Origin of the sequence: Streptomyces sp. NPDC012827 (genome assembly GCF_042900905.1) — a bacterium.
Taxonomy (GTDB): Bacteria; Actinomycetota; Actinomycetes; order Streptomycetales; family Streptomycetaceae; genus Streptomyces; species Streptomyces gulbargensis.
In genome coordinates this window covers 124,212-141,076 of record NZ_JBIBBY010000013.1, presented here as the reverse complement: position 1 = coordinate 141,076, position 16,865 = coordinate 124,212, and the positions used below count along the sequence as shown (strand labels likewise).

General features: G+C 75.4%; 14 protein-coding genes. 8 read left to right on the top strand and 6 right to left on the bottom strand.

The features are described 5' to 3' along the window. Window positions 1–12: 12 nt before the first annotated feature. Complete coding sequence (locus ACFY60_RS26795) at window positions 13–972, bottom strand: hypothetical protein (protein WP_388613831.1); 960 nt, start codon at window positions 970–972, stop codon at window positions 13–15. Window positions 973–1,162: 190 nt separating this feature from the next. On the opposite strand from ACFY60_RS26795, the gene ACFY60_RS26790 reads away from it, so the two are divergent. After that, on the top strand, window positions 1,163–1,921 hold the full coding sequence (locus tag ACFY60_RS26790; RefSeq protein WP_388613829.1) for an NPP1 family protein: 759 nt from the start codon (window positions 1,163–1,165) through the stop codon (window positions 1,919–1,921). Window positions 1,922–1,970: 49 nt separating this feature from the next. Here ACFY60_RS26790 and ACFY60_RS26785 read toward each other — a convergent pair whose 3' ends face one another. Further along, window positions 1,971–2,372 (bottom strand): hypothetical protein, encoded by a 402-nt coding sequence (locus ACFY60_RS26785; RefSeq protein ID WP_388613827.1) that lies wholly within the window; start codon window positions 2,370–2,372, stop codon window positions 1,971–1,973. Between the two features lie 99 nt (window positions 2,373–2,471). Between ACFY60_RS26785 and ACFY60_RS26780 the strand changes: the two genes are divergently transcribed. Continuing rightward, the gene (locus ACFY60_RS26780; RefSeq protein WP_388613824.1) at window positions 2,472–3,479 is read left to right on the top strand and encodes a GlxA family transcriptional regulator; all 1,008 of its coding nucleotides are present in this window, start codon (window positions 2,472–2,474) and stop codon (window positions 3,477–3,479) included. On the opposite strand, the gene ACFY60_RS26775 is transcribed toward ACFY60_RS26780, so the two are convergent. After that, on the bottom strand, window positions 3,457–6,216 hold the full coding sequence (locus ACFY60_RS26775) for a SpoIIE family protein phosphatase (protein ID WP_388613822.1): 2,760 nt from the start codon (window positions 6,214–6,216) through the stop codon (window positions 3,457–3,459). The two genes, ACFY60_RS26780 and ACFY60_RS26775, sit on opposite strands and share 23 nt — an antisense overlap. A 586-nt stretch (window positions 6,217–6,802) precedes the next feature. Here ACFY60_RS26775 and ACFY60_RS26770 point away from each other — a divergent pair. The 3 genes from ACFY60_RS26770 (at window position 6,803) to ACFY60_RS26760 (ending at window position 9,807) form a co-directional block, all read left to right on the top strand. Beyond that, window positions 6,803–8,113 (top strand): D-arabinono-1,4-lactone oxidase, encoded by a 1,311-nt coding sequence (locus ACFY60_RS26770; RefSeq protein ID WP_388613819.1) that lies wholly within the window; start codon window positions 6,803–6,805, stop codon window positions 8,111–8,113. Window positions 8,114–8,330: 217 nt separating this feature from the next. Then, window positions 8,331–8,642, top strand: coding sequence for an STAS domain-containing protein (locus ACFY60_RS26765; protein ID WP_388613816.1), 312 nt, complete (start codon window positions 8,331–8,333; stop codon window positions 8,640–8,642). Window positions 8,643–9,060: 418 nt separating this feature from the next. Further along, window positions 9,061–9,807 carry a class E sortase gene (locus tag ACFY60_RS26760; RefSeq protein WP_388613813.1) on the top strand — a complete coding sequence of 249 codons (747 nt, stop codon included), beginning with the start codon at window positions 9,061–9,063 and terminating at the stop codon, window positions 9,805–9,807. A 41-nt stretch (window positions 9,808–9,848) separates the two neighbouring features. Here ACFY60_RS26760 and ACFY60_RS26755 read toward each other — a convergent pair whose 3' ends face one another. The 3 genes from ACFY60_RS26755 to ACFY60_RS26745 form a co-directional block, all read right to left on the bottom strand. Beyond that, entirely contained in the window at window positions 9,849–10,400 is a 552-nt protein-coding gene (locus tag ACFY60_RS26755) for an HAAS signaling domain-containing protein (RefSeq protein ID WP_388613811.1), read from the bottom strand. Next, window positions 10,397–10,768: a PadR family transcriptional regulator gene (locus tag ACFY60_RS26750; RefSeq protein ID WP_388613808.1), complete on the bottom strand. Its 372-nt coding sequence runs from the start codon at window positions 10,766–10,768 to the stop codon at window positions 10,397–10,399. Before ACFY60_RS26750 ends, ACFY60_RS26755 begins: the two co-directional genes overlap by 4 nt. Before the next feature lie 88 nt (window positions 10,769–10,856). Then, on the bottom strand, window positions 10,857–13,379 hold the full coding sequence (locus ACFY60_RS26745) for a glycoside hydrolase family 3 N-terminal domain-containing protein (protein ID WP_388613806.1): 2,523 nt from the start codon (window positions 13,377–13,379) through the stop codon (window positions 10,857–10,859). 211 nt (window positions 13,380–13,590) lie between these two features. Here ACFY60_RS26745 and ACFY60_RS26740 point away from each other — a divergent pair, with 211 nt between their 5' ends. The 3 genes from ACFY60_RS26740 (at window position 13,591) to ACFY60_RS26730 (ending at window position 16,863) form a co-directional block, all read left to right on the top strand. Further along, complete coding sequence (locus ACFY60_RS26740) at window positions 13,591–14,133, top strand: GNAT family N-acetyltransferase (protein WP_388613803.1); 543 nt, start codon at window positions 13,591–13,593, stop codon at window positions 14,131–14,133. A gap of 119 nt (window positions 14,134–14,252) precedes the next feature. Continuing rightward, window positions 14,253–14,795, top strand: coding sequence for a hypothetical protein (locus tag ACFY60_RS26735; RefSeq protein ID WP_388613800.1), 543 nt, complete (start codon window positions 14,253–14,255; stop codon window positions 14,793–14,795). Window positions 14,796–15,225: 430 nt separating this feature from the next. Further along, the gene (locus ACFY60_RS26730) at window positions 15,226–16,863 is read left to right on the top strand and encodes an ABC-F family ATP-binding cassette domain-containing protein (protein ID WP_388613799.1); all 1,638 of its coding nucleotides are present in this window, start codon (window positions 15,226–15,228) and stop codon (window positions 16,861–16,863) included. Window positions 16,864–16,865: the final 2 nt, after the last annotated feature.

Sequence of the window (16,865 nt, the reverse complement as noted above, 5' to 3'; positions counted from 1 at the left end):
GGCCCGGCGCGGTCAGCGCGGCGGCACGAGCAGCCGGGGCAGCTCGCCCGTCCGGTTCTGATCGCCGGGCCGCAGGCCCGATGCGGCCCGGTTGGCCCACTCCATGGTGACCATCGGGGCGGGGCCGCCGCCGGTGCGGAGGGCGGCCCCGGCGAACCGCTCGCCCCCGGCGGTCCGGGGCTTCAGCGTGTCGGTGACGCGCCGGGCGCCCTCGGCCGACGCGGTGAGGGCGCACAGCCGTTCCCGCGACGAGCCGTCGGCGCCGGCCCGGGCGCCGATCGCGAAGAGGGTGAGACCCGGCAGGTTCCGGTCCGGCCGCGTGCCGTGGAAGGTCGCGGTGAACACGTCCTCGCCGAGACAGCGGACGACGGACCGGTACGCCGGATCGTCGGCGACCGAACGCTCCGGGGCCGCCAGCGGCGGCAGGGCGTTCTCCGGTCCCGACGTGAAGGAACGGACGCCCTCGGAGACCGCCGTCCGCGCGGGCCCGTCGCTCAACAGGGCCCCGCCCTCGGTCCGCTCCTCCTTCCAGCCCCGCTCCGTCAGCGCGGCCGTGACGGCGGCCACGTCGAAGCGCCCCGTGAGGCGGCCGGCCCCCGGCGTGATGTGCACGGAGGTCTCCACGTCGGCCGCGTCGAAGCCGTGGGCCGCGCGCGGCGAGCCGCCGTCGTACCGCGCCTGCGTCAGCTCCGGGATCCCGAACCCGTCCAGGCCGCCGTACAGTTCCCTGTCGGCGCCGAGGAGTCGCCGGGCCTCGCGCACGTCCACGTACGTCAGCGTCTCGTCGCCCGCGTCCGCGGGGACGCCGTCCAGGGCGGCCGAGAGCCCGTCCGCGGAGCCGGCCCCGCCGGTTCCGCCCGCATTCCCCCCGGGGTTCGTGTCGGCCCCGCAGGCCGCGAGGCCCGCCGTGAGGGCCGCGGCGAGCACCGCCGCCGCGACCGCGCGCCCCGTCCGCCGCTCGTGCCGAGCCATCGTCGTCCCCCTCGTCCCGCGTTCAGGCTGTCGGGAGGAGTCTGCCATCGCGGGCTCCCGCCGTGCGGGAGCCGTCCCGCGATTGGACCTGGGTGAGGTGGGCATGTCAGTGCCTGGTGCCGGCGGCAGCCGCCGCGCCGGGTGCCGCCGACACCGGCGCACCCCGGACCGGGAAGACGTGGGGGAAACCATGCGGAACCGTGCCAGGGGGACGCTCGTCCTCGCCATGACCCTCGCCCTGCTCGGCGCCGCGCCGGGCAGCGCCCTCGCCGCCCCGCCCCCGGCGCTCCCCGCCGCGGCGGACCCGCTGGAAGAGACGTACCAACCCGCCTACGACTACGACACCGACGGCTGTTACCCGACCCCGGCCGTCGGAGTGGACGGGACCGTCAACGGCGGCCTCAACCCCTCCGGCGCGCTCAACGGCCAGTGCCGCGACGCCCCGGACCTCGCCAACACCAACGGATACGCCCGCCACAAGTGCAACAACGGCTGGTGTGCCGTCCTGTACGGCCTCTACTTCGAGAAGGACCAGGCCGTCGCCGGCAGCGGTCTCGGCGGCCACCGCCACGACTGGGAGCACGTGGTCGTCTGGATCCACGAGGGCCGCGCCCGGTACGTCGCCACCTCCGCCCACGGCCGGTTCGACGTCCACCCGAGCGACCGCGTCCGCTGGGACGGCACCCACCCCAAGATCGTCTACCACAAGGACGGCTGGAGCACGCACTGCTTCCGTCTCGCGGGCGGCAACGACGAACCGCCCGAGAACCACCGGGGGACCTGGCAGTTCCCGAGCCTCGTCGGCTGGAACGGCTACCCGCCCGGCGTCCGCGAGAAGCTCGTCCAGGCCGACTTCGGCAGCGCCGTCTTCGGCCTCAAGGACGGCAACTTCGCCGCCCACCTGGCCAAGGCCCTTCCCGCGGGCATCCCCTTCGACCCGTACGCCTGACACCGGGCCCGCCCGGGTCCGGCGAGCGCCGGGCCCGGGCGGGGCGCCGTCACGCCAGGAGCGCGATCGCCAGCGCCCCGGAGGCGTCCACCACCCCGCACCACTCCGCCCAGGCCCGCGGCACGACCGCTCCCGAGCGGAGATGGACGACGTCCCAGACGGCGTGGCCCAGCCAGCCCGCCGCCACCACGTACAGCGCGAGCGGCACGGAGACCGACAGCGCGAGCAGCGCCACGGCCGTGAAACCCACAAGCCCGAGGAGCTGCACGCCCAGCGTCCGCCGCCGCCGCAACTGCCCGCGCAGCGCGCCGAACACCAGGTAGCAGACGGGCATGGCGACGAGGAGGGACGCCAGGAACCGGGCCGGCGGCACACCGTCGGCAAAGGTCACGACGGCCAGGGCGAGAGCCAGGAACGTGGGCCACCGGTGGGCGAGTCGGTCGATCGTCATGCCTTCACTGTCCCCACCCGCCCGTCCCGCGCCGAGGGCCGGCACCGAACGGTGTCCGCCTTCTTGGGGTAGACGTCCTTCCGCCGTAGGGTCCCGCCCATGGGGGAACGCCTGATCGTGGTCGTCGGGTACGCGGCGGCCGAACTGCTGGACATCGCCTGCGTCACCACGGGCCTCGCGGCGGCCAACGGGATCGGCGGACCCGCCGTCCCCTACCGGGTCCTCGTGGCCGGCCCCGGAGGCGGCGCCATCCGCTGCGACTCGGGGCTCCGTCTCGGCAGCGACGAAGCCCTCGAACGGGTCAGGGGCCCGCTCGACACCCTCGTCGTCTCCGGCGGCACCGGCGTCGAAAGGGCCGCCGCCGACTCGCGCCTCGTCGCCCACGTCCGCCGCCTCGCCCGGGAGAGCCGGCGCGTCGCCTCCGTCTGCACGGGAGCGGGAGTGCTCGCCGCCGCCGGGCTCCTCGACGGACGCCGGGCCACCACCCACTGGCGGTACGCGCCCCTGCTCGCGGCCCGACATCCGGAGATCACCGTCGACCCCGCCCCGATCTACACGCGCGACGGCAACGTGTACACGGCGGCGGGCATCACCAGCGCCCTCGACCTCACCCTCGCCTTCATCGAGGAGGACCACGGCCCCGACCTGGCCCGCGAGGTGGCCCGCCACCTGGTCGTCTACCTCCAACGGCCGGGCAACCAGGCGCAGATGAGCCTGTTCACCGCGGCGCCCCCACCCCGCGACGGCCTGGTCCGCACCCTCGTCGACCACATCACGGCCCACCCCGACCACGACCTCGGCACGGCGGCCCTGGCCGCCCTGGCGGGAGTGACCCCCCGACACCTCACGCGCCTGTTCACCGAGCACCTCGGCCGCTCACCCGGACGGTACGTCCGTGACGTCCGCACCGAGACCGCCGCTCAGCTCCTCGCCTCCACCACACTCACGATGCCGGCCGTCGCCGCGCGCTCCGGCTTCGGATCCGCCGAGTCCCTGCGGCAGGCCTTCACCGAGCGGTACGGCACCCCGCCCTCCCGCTACCGCGCGTCCGTGCGGCCCCGCACGGACGGCGGAACGGCCCGGCTCACAGAGCGGCCGGAGGAATGACCGAACTGCCCCCCGACGGGACCGGCCCCGGGGCGGCCGGCTCGCCCGGGATGTCCTGCTCACTCCAGATGGTCTTGCCGCTGGCCGTGTAACGGCTGCCCCAGCGGGCACTCAACTGCGCGACCAGATAGAGCCCCCGGCCGCCCTCGTCGGTCAGGCGCGCCCGCCGCATCCGGGGATGGGTGGCGCTCGGGTCGGAGACTTCGCACGTCAGCCGGCCGGCGCGGATCATCCGTACCTCCACGGGGCCTCCGGTGTACCGGATGGCGTTGGTGACGAGTTCGCTGACGACGAGTTCCGTGGTGAACGCCAGCTCGTCCAGGCCCCAGGCGGTCAGCTGCCGGGTGGCCCGTTCCCGGATCTCCGCGACGGCGGCCGGGTCCGGCTCCACCGGCCAGGTGGCCGTGTTCTCCGGGGACACCGCGTGCGTACGGGCGAGGAGCAGCGTCACGTCGTCCGTGAGCGGCTGCCCGGGGCGACGGGAGACAAGGGCGTGGCCCAGCGCGCGCAGCGGCGTCTCGTCGGTGACGTGCGCGTCGGCGAGGTGGTCCCGGAGCCGCGCCAGTCCCGCGTCGAGCCCCTCGCCGTCGCCCGTGACGAGGCCGTCGGTGAACAGCGCGAGCACGGACCCGCGCTCCAGCACCACCTCGGCCGTCTCGAAGGGCACACCGCCCGTACCGAGGGAGGGGCCCGGCTCCAGCGGCACGTACGCCACCGTCCCGTCCGGGGCCCTGACCGCCGGCGGCGGATGCCCCGCCGACGCCAGCGTGCACCGCCGCGACACCGGGTCGTACACGGCGTACAGACAGGTGGCGCCCAGCGGGCCGGGGCCGGCCCCGATGGCCGGCCCGGGATCCCCGGGACGGCCCGATCCCCTCCCACCGCCGGACTCCCCGGCGGGAGCGGACCGCCCGTCGTCCGGTCGCCCGCCCTCGCCGGCGGCGCCGTCGTCGTACCGGTCCACGCGGTCCGGGGCCGCGGTCTCCACCCGCAGCTGGGACACGAGATCGTCGAGGTGGACGAGGAGTTCGTCCGGTTCCAGGTCCAGATCGGCCAGGGTGCGGACGGCGGTCCGCAGCCGACCCATGGTCGCGGTCGCGGTGAGACCGTGGCCGACGACGTCCCCGACGACCAGCGCGACCCGCGCCGAGGAGAGCGGGATGACGTCGAACCAGTCACCGCCGACACCCGTCCCCGTGTCGGCCGGCAGATAGACCCCCGCGGTGCTCACCGCGACCGTCTCGGACTGCGAGGGCGGCAGGAGACTGCGCTGGAGCTCCACGGCGGCCCGGTGCTCGCGGGTGTAGCGCCGGGCGTTGTCCAGGGCGAGGCCCGCGTGGATGGCGATCTCGCGCAGCAGGTCCAGATCGGCCGGCTCGTACGGGGGCGCGCCGGACCGCCGGTGGACGGTGACCCGGCCGAGGACCACGCCCCTGGCGCGCAGCGGAGCGCTCATCGTGTACGCGGGGGAGGGGCGCGTCCCGGTGACGGACCGCGCGCCGTCCCCGGAGCCGCCGGGCGTCTCGACCTCGACGGCGGTCGGATCCGGCACGGGCAGGTCGGGCACCGGCAGGTCCGGCCCCGGCCGGCCCGCGACGGCGGCGCGCCGCAGCACCGCCCGCACCGCGGGCCCCGTGGACGGGTCCTCCCCGGCGAACACCGCCTCCGCGATCTCCACGACGGCCAGGTCCGCCACGTCCGGCACCAGTACGCCGGCGAGTTCCTCGCTCGTACCGCCCACGGACAGCGAACCGCCGACGGCCGCCGTCGCGCGGTGCAGGACCGCCAGCCGCCCACTGGACCGGCGCAGCTCGGTGACGTCCGTGAACAGCGCGGTGACGCCCAGGACCCGCCCGGACGGATCCTGCATCCGGAACGCCGTGATCGCCATGACCGCCCCCGCGCCCGGATCCACGAGCGTCCGGGCCGTCTCCTCGGCCCGCACCAGCGGCCGGCCGGTGCGCAGCACCTCGCGCAGCCGCCGCTCGATCGCCGCGGCGTCCTCCGGCCACAGGAAGTCCCCGAGGCGCCGGTCGCGCATGTCGGCGGGCAGACCCGTGTACGGCAGGAGATGCGTGTTGGTCCTGACCAGGCGCAGCCCCTCGTCGAACACGGCCAGGCCCACCCGGTCCTGAAGGAACAGCTCCCTGGTGAAGGCCTGGTCCTGGCGCCACCGGTCGACCGCCGTGGCCGGCGCGGCGAGCACGAAGTACCGGGCGGGCTCCGTCACCGACGGCCGGGGCGGGCCGTCCGCGACGGCTTGCGGACGGGGCCCGGGCCCTCTTCCGGCGCCGGGAGGAGCGTCCCCGGAGCCGCCCGGCGCGGCCCCGGTCCCCGAGGCGGCGCCCGGTGTGGTCCCCGGCCCGGTTCCGGCGCCGGAAGAGGTGGCCGGCGCGGGGTGCCGCTCGAAGCCGGCGGCCCCGGGGTCCGGTCCCGCCAGGGGGCTGACCTGGAAGCCGACCCGCAGCGCACGGCCTTCGCCGGTGCGCACCGCGGTCTCGCCCGACCAGGCGTCGGTGGCGCCTCGCGCGCGCAGCGCCGGCCACGCGGAGGGGTCCGCCAGCAGCTCACGTACGGGCCGGCCCCACACCTCGGCCGCGGAGAGGGCGAGCAGGCGCTCGGCCGCCGCAGTCCAGCCGACGATCCGGCCGGCGGAGTCGAGGAGGGCCCCCGCCGCGCCGTCGGTGAACGGCAGCCCGTCGTGAACGGGCCCATGCGTCAGAGGCGGATCTTCCACGCCGTCAGCCACCTCCTTCGCAGAGCCCGGTCCGCGGTCGTGCCCGGGGGCGGACCCCATGCAAGTGTGCGGCCCGCCCGTTCCGGGCGCCTCCGCTGCGACGCCCCCGCCACCGCCCGCTCGGGACACCGGGGCCTCAGCGGGGGCGGGACTCCGCGCGGCCGGCGTCCCGCGCGACCGGAACCGGCGCGGTGAGCCGTTCGGGTGAGGGCCGGGGCCCGCGCGAACGCCCCGGCCGGCCGGGGAGCGCGGAGGGCGCCCGCACCTGTTCGACGTGACGGACGCCCGCGGGAGCGTCCGCGAGTCGACACACAGGCGGGTCACCGCCTCCGGCACGCCGAGGGTACGGGGAAGGGGTACTGGTCCGCTGTCTCCGAGAGGGGTTCACGCACCGGGATCGGCCGCTGTTCGGGGGCGTCCGCCGACCGGCCGACCGCCTGGCGGCCGGCACCGGCGCTCCAACAGGACACTTGACTGGGACGCTTGTCCCGACCAGTCTTCCCGTGGGCCGCCACGCGGCGGGGAGCCCCGCGCGAGCCGCGTCCGGCGCGACGGCGCCGCCGATCCCGTCGAGAGGACTCCTGGCATGAACAGCGTGTGGCGCAACTGGGCCGGCAACGAGGAGGCGCGCCCCCGGCGCGTCCTGCGACCCACGCGCCCGGAAGAGGTGGCGGAGGCGGTCTCGGAGGCCGTACGGGACGGGCTGCGCGTCAAGGCCGTGGGGGCCGGGCATTCGTTCAGCCCGATCGCCGTCGCCCCGGACGTGCGCCTCCGCCTCGATCTCCTCGACGGGGTCGAGGACATCGACACCGACACGGGGCTCGTCACCGTCGGCGCCGGCATGCCGCTGTGGAAGCTGAACCCCCTGCTGGCCGCGCACGGCCTCGCCCTGGAGAACATGGGTGACATCGACCGGCAGACCGTCTCGGGCGCGATCTCCACCGGCACGCACGGCTCCGGCGTCCGCTTCGGCGGCATCGCCACCCAGGTGAGGGCCCTGGAACTGGTCCTCGCCGACGGCGCGGTCGTCCGCTGCTCGCCCGAGGAACGCCCGGACCTGTTCGCGGCGGCCCGCGTCGGTCTCGGCGCCCTCGGCGTCATCACCTGCGTCACCCTGCGGACCGTGCCCCTCTTCGCCCTGCACGCACGGGACGCCACCATGCCCGTGGCCGAGACCCTGGAACGCGTCCAGGAACTCGCGGACACCCACGACCACTTCGAGTTCTTCTGGTTCCCGCACAGCGACAGGGCCCTGACCCGGCGCTTTTCCCGGCTGCCCGCCGACGCGCCGCTCGCGCCGATCGGCCCCTTCGCGCGCCGGTTCGACGAGGCGGTCAGCGGTGCGGGTTTCGAGGGACTCAACCGCGCCGGTACCCGCTTCCCCGGGCTCGTTCCGCCGATCACCCGCCTCGCGGCCCGCGCCATGTCCTCGCGGACCTGGACCGACCACGCCCACCGGGTCTTCGTCTCCGCGCGGAACGTCCGCTTCCACGAAGGCGAGTTCGCCCTTCCCCGCGAGCACGCCGCCGAGGCGCTGCGCGAGCTGAAATCCTGGATCGACACCCACGGGGAGAAGGTGTCCTTCCCGCTGGAGGTCCGCTTCACCGCCGCCGACGACATCTGGCTCTCCACCGCCCACGGCCGCGAGACCTGCTACGTCGCCTTCCACCAGTACCACCGCATGCCCTACCGGCGGTACTTCGACGCCTGCGGGCGGATCCTCGGTGCCTACGGCGGGCGCCCGCACTGGGGCAAGATGCACGACCTCGGCGCGGACGACCTGCGGCCGCGCTACCCGCGCTTCGACGACTTCACCGCCCTGCGTGACGCGCTCGACCCGGCGGGCGTGTTCTCCAACCCGTACCTCGACCGCGTGCTCGGCCGCCCCGGCGGGTGACCGGCCCCACGCCGGTTTCGGCGGACCAGGAGAACCGTTTTTCCGCCATTTGGGCTGTTAGATGATCACAGATGGCGAAAGTCTCGTAATTATTGACGTATAAGGGCCGAGTGCCGAGAATCTTGTCGTGGAACCGTTCGGTTCTGGAGGGCTCATGCATCCGCTTCCCGAGCCTGCCTCGCTCGTGTCCTCTCCGCACGGGACGGAGGATCCCCCGATGGCCGTCACCGTCACCGACACCCCCCAGGGTGTCACCGTCACGGTCCGGGGTGAGATCGACCTGGCCGTGGCCGGCCGGCTGCGACAGGCTCTCGCGCACGCCGTGACCCGCTGCGAGACCGGTGCCGAGGTCGGGCTCGACCTGGGCTCGGTGACCTTCTGCGACTGTTCCGGCCTCAACGTCCTCCTTCGGGCGCGCCGCAGTGCCCGCAGCGAGCACCGCTCCCTCGCCATCACCGCCGCCGCCCGGCCGGTGGCGCGCCTGCTCGAAGCCACCGGCACCGCAGCCCTCTTCGGGCGCGCGCCATGAAGGGTCCCGGCGCCATGGCCGTCCGGGAGGCCGAGGCGCTCCGCGCGGGCGCGGGCTCCGGCCCGGGCGGCGCTCTCGCCGTCCGGCGTCCCGGGGACGCCGCCGTGATCCGGCGCGCGGACGCCCCGACCCACCGTCACCGCGCACGCCACCGACCCAGGCCTCCCGGCACCGGCCGGAATTCCCGGCCTCCGCGTCACCCCGGACGCCGCGCTCCCCGGCGTCTTCCGCGGCGCCCGGACGGCAGCGGCCCCCCGCCCGGAAGAACATCTCCTCGTCGCCCGGGCGCCCGGGAAGCCCGACGCGGGCCCGGCGGCCGGGACGGAACCCGGCCACGTGCCATGAGCACCCGGATACCCGGCCCGCGCGACCGGACCCCGACGGAAGGAGCCGCCGGCGTCCAGAGGGCCGGTGGCCCATGACGTCGCCCCGCAGCGCCGCGCCGCGCGCCCGCCGTCCCCTCGCCGCCGCCCTCGCGGCCTGCGCGCTGACCCTCCTCGCGAGTTGTGCGGCGGCCCCCGGCGAGGCCGACGCCACCGCGAGCCGTACGGCCGTCACCGCCCTCCACACCCCCGTCGCGGGTCCGCCGGCCGCCCTCCCGGCTCCGCGGGGTCCCTCCCCGTCACCGTCCCCGACGGCGCGGCCGCGGGTCGCCGAACTGGACATCCCGTCCATCGGCGTCCGTGACCTGCGCGTCCTGCCCTACGAGGGGACGACCGACGACCCGGCCGGTACCCGGATCCAGGACCGGGGTGTCGCCGCCAGCCCCCACGGGAGCCGCGGGGGCGTCGGGCCGGGAGACGTCGGCAACTACCTGGTCACCGCCCACCGGCTCTCCGCGGGCGGCCCGCTGCGCGACCTGCCCGCGCTGAGGACCGGGGACGTGGTGTACGTGACGGCCGGCGGCACGGTCCACGAGTACCGGATCGTGGAGACCCGTGCGACCTCCTTCCGCTCCCCACGCTCCCTCGCCGAACAGCGGGCGGCCGTCCCCGGGGAGCCCGGGGAGAAGGCCACCCGGGCCATGATCACCCTCTCCACCTGCGCCACGCCCGAGGACGACGCCGCAGGCAACTTCTGGCGCGACGCCCAGGGCAACCCCGAGCACCGCATCGACAAGATCGGCGTCCTGTCCGCCACCCGGCCCGCACCGCCCGGCGCCTGACCCGGCCCGCCGGGTCGGCCGGCCGGTCGACGGACCGGCGGTCAGGGCCGGGTCGCGCGCCGGAGAGCCGTCGCGCCGGCGAACGGGACACCGGCCGAGAACACGAGGATCACCAGGAGTTCGAGCGGTCCGATCCGGGAAGCCGCCCCCAGCAGGCCGCCGACCACGAGGAGGAGCGGGGGCGCCGCCGCCGTCACCGTGCCCGTCAGCTTCTGCCGGGTGCTCCACAGCGGTGAGTTCCACAGCAGGGCCAGGCCGGCGAACAGGGCGATCGTGCCCAGAAACGGGTGGAGCAGCACCAGCAGCCCGGCGGAGGCGAGCAGTCCCAGCGTCAGCCGGACCCGCCCCCGCGCGCCGTCCGGCACCCGCCGCGCCGCCGGCTCCTCCGCCAGCGCCGAGGCGGCCACGGTCCGGGCGTCACCCAGCCGGTTCAGCACCGCACGGACCTCCTCGTCGCTCCCTGCACCGCTGACCTCGATGTGCTCGCGGAGGTCGGCGAGCAGTTCCGCCCGGCGCTCCGGGGGCAGCGCGGCCGCCTCACGGGCGACGGAGCCGAGGTAGGCGGCGGCGAGCGGGTGCTCGGTGGCGTTCATACGGAATCCCCCTGCGGGTCGTTGAGGAAGTGGTCGACGGCGTCCCGGAACAGGGGCCACACCCCGGCGAACTCGCCCAGGGCGGCCCGGCCGCCGGCCGTCAGCGTGTAGTAGCGGCGCGGTGGACCGCTGGGCGACTCGCGGAGCCGGGTGTCGACGAGACCCTCCCGCCGCAGCCGTGACAGGAGCGGATAGATCGTGCCCTGACTGGTCGTCATGACACTGACCGCCGCGAGTTCGCCCAGAAGCTCGACGCCGTACTTCGGTCCGTCCCTGAGCAGCGCGAGAACGCAGTACTCCAGCACGCCCTTGCGCAGCTGACTGGGCACCCTGCCCCCCGCCTCGTTCATTGCGTCACCAGGAACCATGTCATGCAAGGTACCTCTCGGGGTGGGCGCGGACAAGGCCCCCGGGCGCACGCCGGAACCCGGGGGCCGTGTCACCGCCCGATCACGCCTACGCCACCGCGTACGCCTCCCTCAACTTCCGCACGGCTCCGACGGGGTCACCACTCATCAGCAGGTGGTCCGCCTCGGCGAACGGTTTCGCCGAGCGCTCGGCCACGCGCGGGCCGATCCGGTCCTGGACGACCAGACGGGCCCGCTCCACGAGCCGCAGGGTCTCCGGCGTGTGCGCGCGGCCCGCGGCCCGGAGGGCGCGGACCGTCCGCTCGGCAGTCCGCAGGGCGGGCGCGCCCCCGGCCGGTGGAGGAGCGAGCGTCGTCAGCCCCCAGCCGTACGGGAACAGCGGGGCGTAGCGCGCGTCACCCACGTTCAGCGGGAGCTGGGACTCCGACGCGGGCCAGGAGACGGGCAGCCGGCCGGTGAAGGGCCGTCTACCGTAAAGCACGTCGGCCACCCCGTCGCCCTCGGTGCCGGGCAGCCAGGACGCCACCAGGGCGTCGATCGCCGGGAGCCGGTCGCCGAGCAGCTGGGGCCGGCCGGAGACGACGAGCACCGCGCAGGGCACGGCCCCGCACACCCGGTCGATCGCCGCGCGGTCGGCGGCCGACGGCTCCAGGACGTGGCCGTTGCCGACGTCCCCGATGCCCTCGGCGTAGGGTGCCTCGCCGATCACGACCACGCCGACGTCGTACCCGCCGATGGGCGCCGAGGCGTCCGCCGAATACGCGATGTCCGCCCCCGGGGCGGCCCGGCGCATCGCCTCCAGGATCGTCGTGCCGGCCGTCGTCCGGCCCGGCGCCCCCTGCCACGAGAGGGTCCAGCCGCCGGACTGACGGCCGAGGTCGTCCGCGTTCGACCCCGCCACGTACACCCGCTGCCCCGGCCTCAGCGGCAGTACGGCGCCCTCGTTCCTCAGCAGCACCTGGGACCCGGCCACCGCCTCCCGCGCCACCGCCCGGTGCGCGGCCGAGCCGACCGCCGCCAGGTGCGTCGTGTCCGCGTACGGCTTCTCGAACAGCCCCAGACGGAACTTCTGCGTCAGGATCCGGCTCACCGCGTCGTCCACGCGCGCCACCGGCACCCGGCCGGCCGCCACCTCGGCGACGAGCACCCGCACGAACTCCGGGTACTCCGTCGGCACCATGACCATGTCGAGCCCGGCGGTGACCGAGGTGCGCACGTCGCTCGCGTAGTCGCCGGGAAGCTGGTCGATCGCCTGCCAGTCGCTGACGACGAACCCCTCGAAGCCCATCCGCCCCTTCAGTACCCCGGTGATCATCTCCCCGTGCGCGTGCATCTTCACGGGCCCGCGGCCGTCCCCGAGGACGTCGAGGGAGGAGTACGAGGGCATGACCGTCCCGGCCCCGCGCCTGACCGCCTCCGCGAACGGCGCCAGGTGGACCGCCTCCAGCTCCGCGCGCGTGACCCGGGTGATCCCCTGGTCGACGGTGTACGACCCGGTGGTCGAGGAACCGTAGGCCGTGCCCCCGTCGCCCACGAAGTGCTTGGCGCTCGTCAGCACCTTGTCGCCGCGGTCGAGATCCGTCCCGTCCGGCGCGCCCTGCATGCCCCCGATCACCGCCGCCATCGCGGTGACGAGAGCGGGATCCTCCCCGAAGGACTCGTACGCGCGCCCCCACCGTTCGTCCCGGCTCACGCACAGACAGGGCGCGAAGCTCCACGGCACACCCGTCGCCCGCACCTCCTTCGCCGTGACGGCGGCGGTCCGCGCCGCGAGCCCGGGATCGCGGCCGGCGCCGATGCCGATGTTGTGCGGCATGATCGTCGCCCCCGCCACGTTGTTGTGCCCGTGCACCGCGTCCACGCCGTACAGCAGCGGAATCTGCAGTCGCGTCGCCCGCGTGCGCAGTTGGTACGCGTCGGTCATCCGCGCCCAGTCCGCCGGCGTGTTGGGCACGGGCGCCGACCCGCCGCCCGACAGCAGTGAACCGAGGCCGTACCCGGCGATGTCCCCGGGAGCGCGCAGCGCCCCGCGCTCCGCCTGCGTCATCTGCCCGGCCTTCTCCCGCAGGGACATGCGTCCGAGCAGATCCGCCACCCGCTCCCGCGTCGGGAGGCTGGTGTCTAGGTACGGCAGCCCGTGCGCGTTCACCACGACGAGCGGCGTCTCGGCGGGCCCCCTGGCGCCCCGGACCGTCAGCCTCAGCGCGACGGTCTCGGCCTCCTCGGCGGCCCCGTCGCGCAGGGCGGTCACACGGACGGAACGGCCCGCCCCTGAGGGCGTACCGGCGGGGAGGACGAGGCTGCCGCGCACCGGTGCGTAGTCCCGCCCCGGTTCGGCGCTCCCGCCCTCCGTCGAGTACGTCACGGTGACCGGCTCCGCGAGCGCGGCCGCGCCGGGCGTGACGACCGACAGGTCGACGCGGGCGGTGCCGCCCTCGTCCACGGGGTGCACGGCGGCCCGTGTGACGACGACGGCCGGGGCGGGGGCCCCGGCGGGGAGCGGGGCGGCGGTCGCGGCGCCCGGCGGGAAGCCCGTGGGGGCGGTGGCGAGAACGGCGGCCGCGGCGAGCGGGACCACCCGCGCCGCCCTTCGTGACGGAAGACGTGTCATATCCGGTCCTTCGGCACGGGACCGCCGGACCAGAAGGCCCGGAACGGCCCCTTCCCCCGGACACCACCCGTGCGGCTCCGTCCCTGCCGTCCCCCCCCGGCGGCGGGCTGCTAGCATCCACGCCATCGGTGAGCCTTCCCGGCCCGGACACCCCGTCCGCCAGGAAGGCTTTTTTCATGCCCGCAAACGCCCACCCGACCGAAGGAGCCCCATGACCGCCTCCGTACCGTCCGAGCCCGTGGTGTCCCTGCGGCGTGCCGGTGAGGCCGATCGTCCCGCCGTCGAACGCCTGTGGCTGATGTTCCGTCATGACATGTCGGAGTTCGAGGGAGTGCTGCCGCATCCCGACGGGACGTTCCGCCAGGACCGGTTGCGCCTGGCCTTCGGCGAGCCCGACTGGATCCCCTACCTGGTGCGGGCCGACGACCGGCCGGTCGCCTTCGCGTTCGTCCGGGGCCTGGCGGGACCCACCCGCGTCCTGAACAGCTTCTTCGTGGTGCGCGGGGCCCGCCGGTCCGGTGTCGGCCTGCGCGCCGTCCGGGAGATCGTCGCCCGCCACCCGGGCTCCTGGGACATCGCGTTCCAGGACGCCAACGTCGCCGCCGTCCGCTTCTGGCGCCGTGTCGCCATGGAGGTCGCGGGCGACGCGTGGACCGAGGAGCGACGGGAGGTGCCCGGCCGCCCCGACCTCCCGCCCGACGCCTGGATCTCGTTCCGCACCGCGCCCGGCCCCGGCCGCGCACCCCTGACCTGACCCGCCCTCACCCCGCCCCCGGCAAGATCCGAAAGACACGGCCTAGGTCCGTCACTCGCCCGAGTGGACCCGTGTCCCGTCCTCCCCACCGGCGGGCCCGGCTCGGGCACGGTGAGGGCATGAACCGCCCCCGCCCCGCCGTGCTCCTGCTGCTGGCCGTGCTGCTGTCCGGTGGGTGCGTCTCCGTCCCGCACGGTGGCGCGCCCCACCCGCCCGCCACGCGCCCGGCCGGCCTGCTCCCGGCCGCCGACCGCCCCCCGGCCCCGCTCCCCACCTGGCCGGACCCCACCCCGGCCGCGCCCCGTGAGGAACTCGCCGCCCCCGGCCCGCCCTCACCCGCCGCGCCGCGTCCGGGGCGGCCGAAGGCGCAGCCTCCCGAACCGGAGCCCGAAGAGAAGAGGAGGACGGCGGCACGCGCGAAGCCGTACCCGAAGCCTCCGCCCCGCCCCCGGACCCGGAAGCCACCCGCCCGGACGACCGTCACCGCGCCCCGGCAGCCCGAGCGGCGCCGGCCCCCGGCTCCCACCCCCGGCCGGCCGTCACCCCGGAAACGACCGGGGGCCGACCACGGCGCACAGATGCGCCGCCTCTGCCAGGAGGCCCGGCGGATCGACGCCCCCATGGGCGCGGCCGACCTCTGCCGGGGCCTGTACGGGGGCTGAAGGCGTCCCAGGCCGTGACCGCCGCCTCGGGCGCCCGTGTCCTGGAGCCGACCGACGGCCGGGGGACGGCGAGGGGCAGCGGGGCGCTGTGCCCGCCGGCGCGGGAGAAGGTGCCCCCGCACCGGAGTGTGCGGACGCCGACCGCCGTACGCCGACGCCTCGGACCGGCCTGCGCGGGGATCTGGCCGTCGGCGCGATCCCCGTGTACGGCGGACCGGCTTGTTACACTGGCGGGGACATCGACCGTGTCGTGAGGAGTGACGGACCGTGGCGGGTGACGACGACATCTCCGGGTGATACCCGAAGGTGAGCGACCACCGGCAGGAGCGTAAGGGCCCAGCCGCAGTGGTTCGCCTCGTCGTTCCCTCTTCCCCCGTCTTCCCGGGGTGGTGCACCGTCCTGCCCCGCTGTCCCGTACGAGGTCGTTCCCATGTCTCACCCCGCCGTCGTCTGCTCCCACCTGTCCTTCTCCTGGCCGGACGACACCCCCGTCTTCGAGGACCTGTCCTTCACCGTGGGCCCCGGAAGGACAGGGCTCGTCGCCCCCAACGGCTCCGGAAAGACCACCCTGCTCAGGCTGATCGCCGGTGAACTCCGGCCCCGCCAGGGCTCGGTGACGGTCGAGGGCACCCTCGGCCACCTGCCGCAGAACCTTCCCCTCACCAAGGACCTCACCGTCGCCCAGGTCCTCGGCGTCGCCGACGTCATCCGCGCCATCGACGCCGTCGAGGCGGGCGACGTGGCCGAGGAGCACTTCACCACCATCGGCGACGACTGGGACATCGAGGAACGCACCCGCGCCCAGCTCGACCGCCTCGGCCTCGGCGACCTCGCCCTCGACCGCGTCCTGCGCACCCTCAGCGGCGGTCGGATCGTCTCGCTCGGCCTCGCTGCCCAGCTCCTGAAGCGGCCGGACGTCCTGCTGCTCGACGAGCCCACCAACAACCTCGACCTGGACGCCCGTCACAAGCTCTACGACGCGCTGGACGACTTCAACGGCTGCCTGCTCCTCGTCAGCCACGACCGCGCCCTCCTCGACCGGATGGAGCGCGTCGCCGAACTCGAACGCGGCGAACTCCGACTCTACGGAGGCAACTTCACCGCCTACGAAGAGGCCGTGCAGGCCGAGCGGGAGGTCGCCGAGAAGAACGTCCGCAACGCCGAGCAGGAACTCAAGCGCGAGAAGCGCGAGATGCAGCAGGCCAGGGAGCGCGCCGAACGGCGGCAGAGCAACGCAGCCCGCAACCTCAAGAACGCCGGCCTGCCCCGCATCTTCGCCGGCACCATGAAGCGCGGCGCGCAGGAGGCGGCCGGCCGGGCCGGACAGACGCACGCCACCCGCGTCGGCGACGCCCAGGCCCGTCTCGACGAGGCCGGACGCGCCCTGCGGGACGAGCAGCGCCTCACCCTCGACCTCCCGGAGACCGTCGTCCCCGCGGGCCGCACGCTCTTCCACGGCAAGCGCCTGCGGATCCGCCTCGGTGACCGGCCCGTCTTCGCCGAGCCCGGCGCCGATCTCACCATCCGAGGCCCCGAACGCATCGCGCTCACCGGCCCCAACGGAGCGGGCAAGAGCACCCTGCTCCGCCTCCTCGCCGGCGATCTCACCCCGGACGACGGCGAGATCAGGCGGGCCGAGGGCCGGATCGCCCACCTCTCCCAGCGCCTCGACCTCCTCGACCCGGACCGTGGGGTCGCCGACAACTTCGGCACCTACGCCCCCCGCCGTCCCGAGGCCGAGCGGATGAACCTGCTCGCCCGGTTCCTCTTCCGCGGCCCCCGGGCCCACCTGCCCGTCCGGGCGCTGTCGGGCGGCGAACGGCTGCGGGCCACCCTCGCCTGCGTGCTGTACGCCGAGCCGGCCCCGCACCTGCTGCTGCTCGACGAGCCGACCAACAACCTCGACCTCGTCAGCACCGCCCAGTTGGAGAGCGCCCTCGACGCCTACCGGGGAGCGTTCGTCGTCGTCAGCCATGACGAACGGTTCCTCCGGGCGATCGGCGTCGACCGCCGCCTCCGCCTGGCCGACGGCGCTCTCACGGAAGGCGAGGCACCGGCCGGTCCGTGATC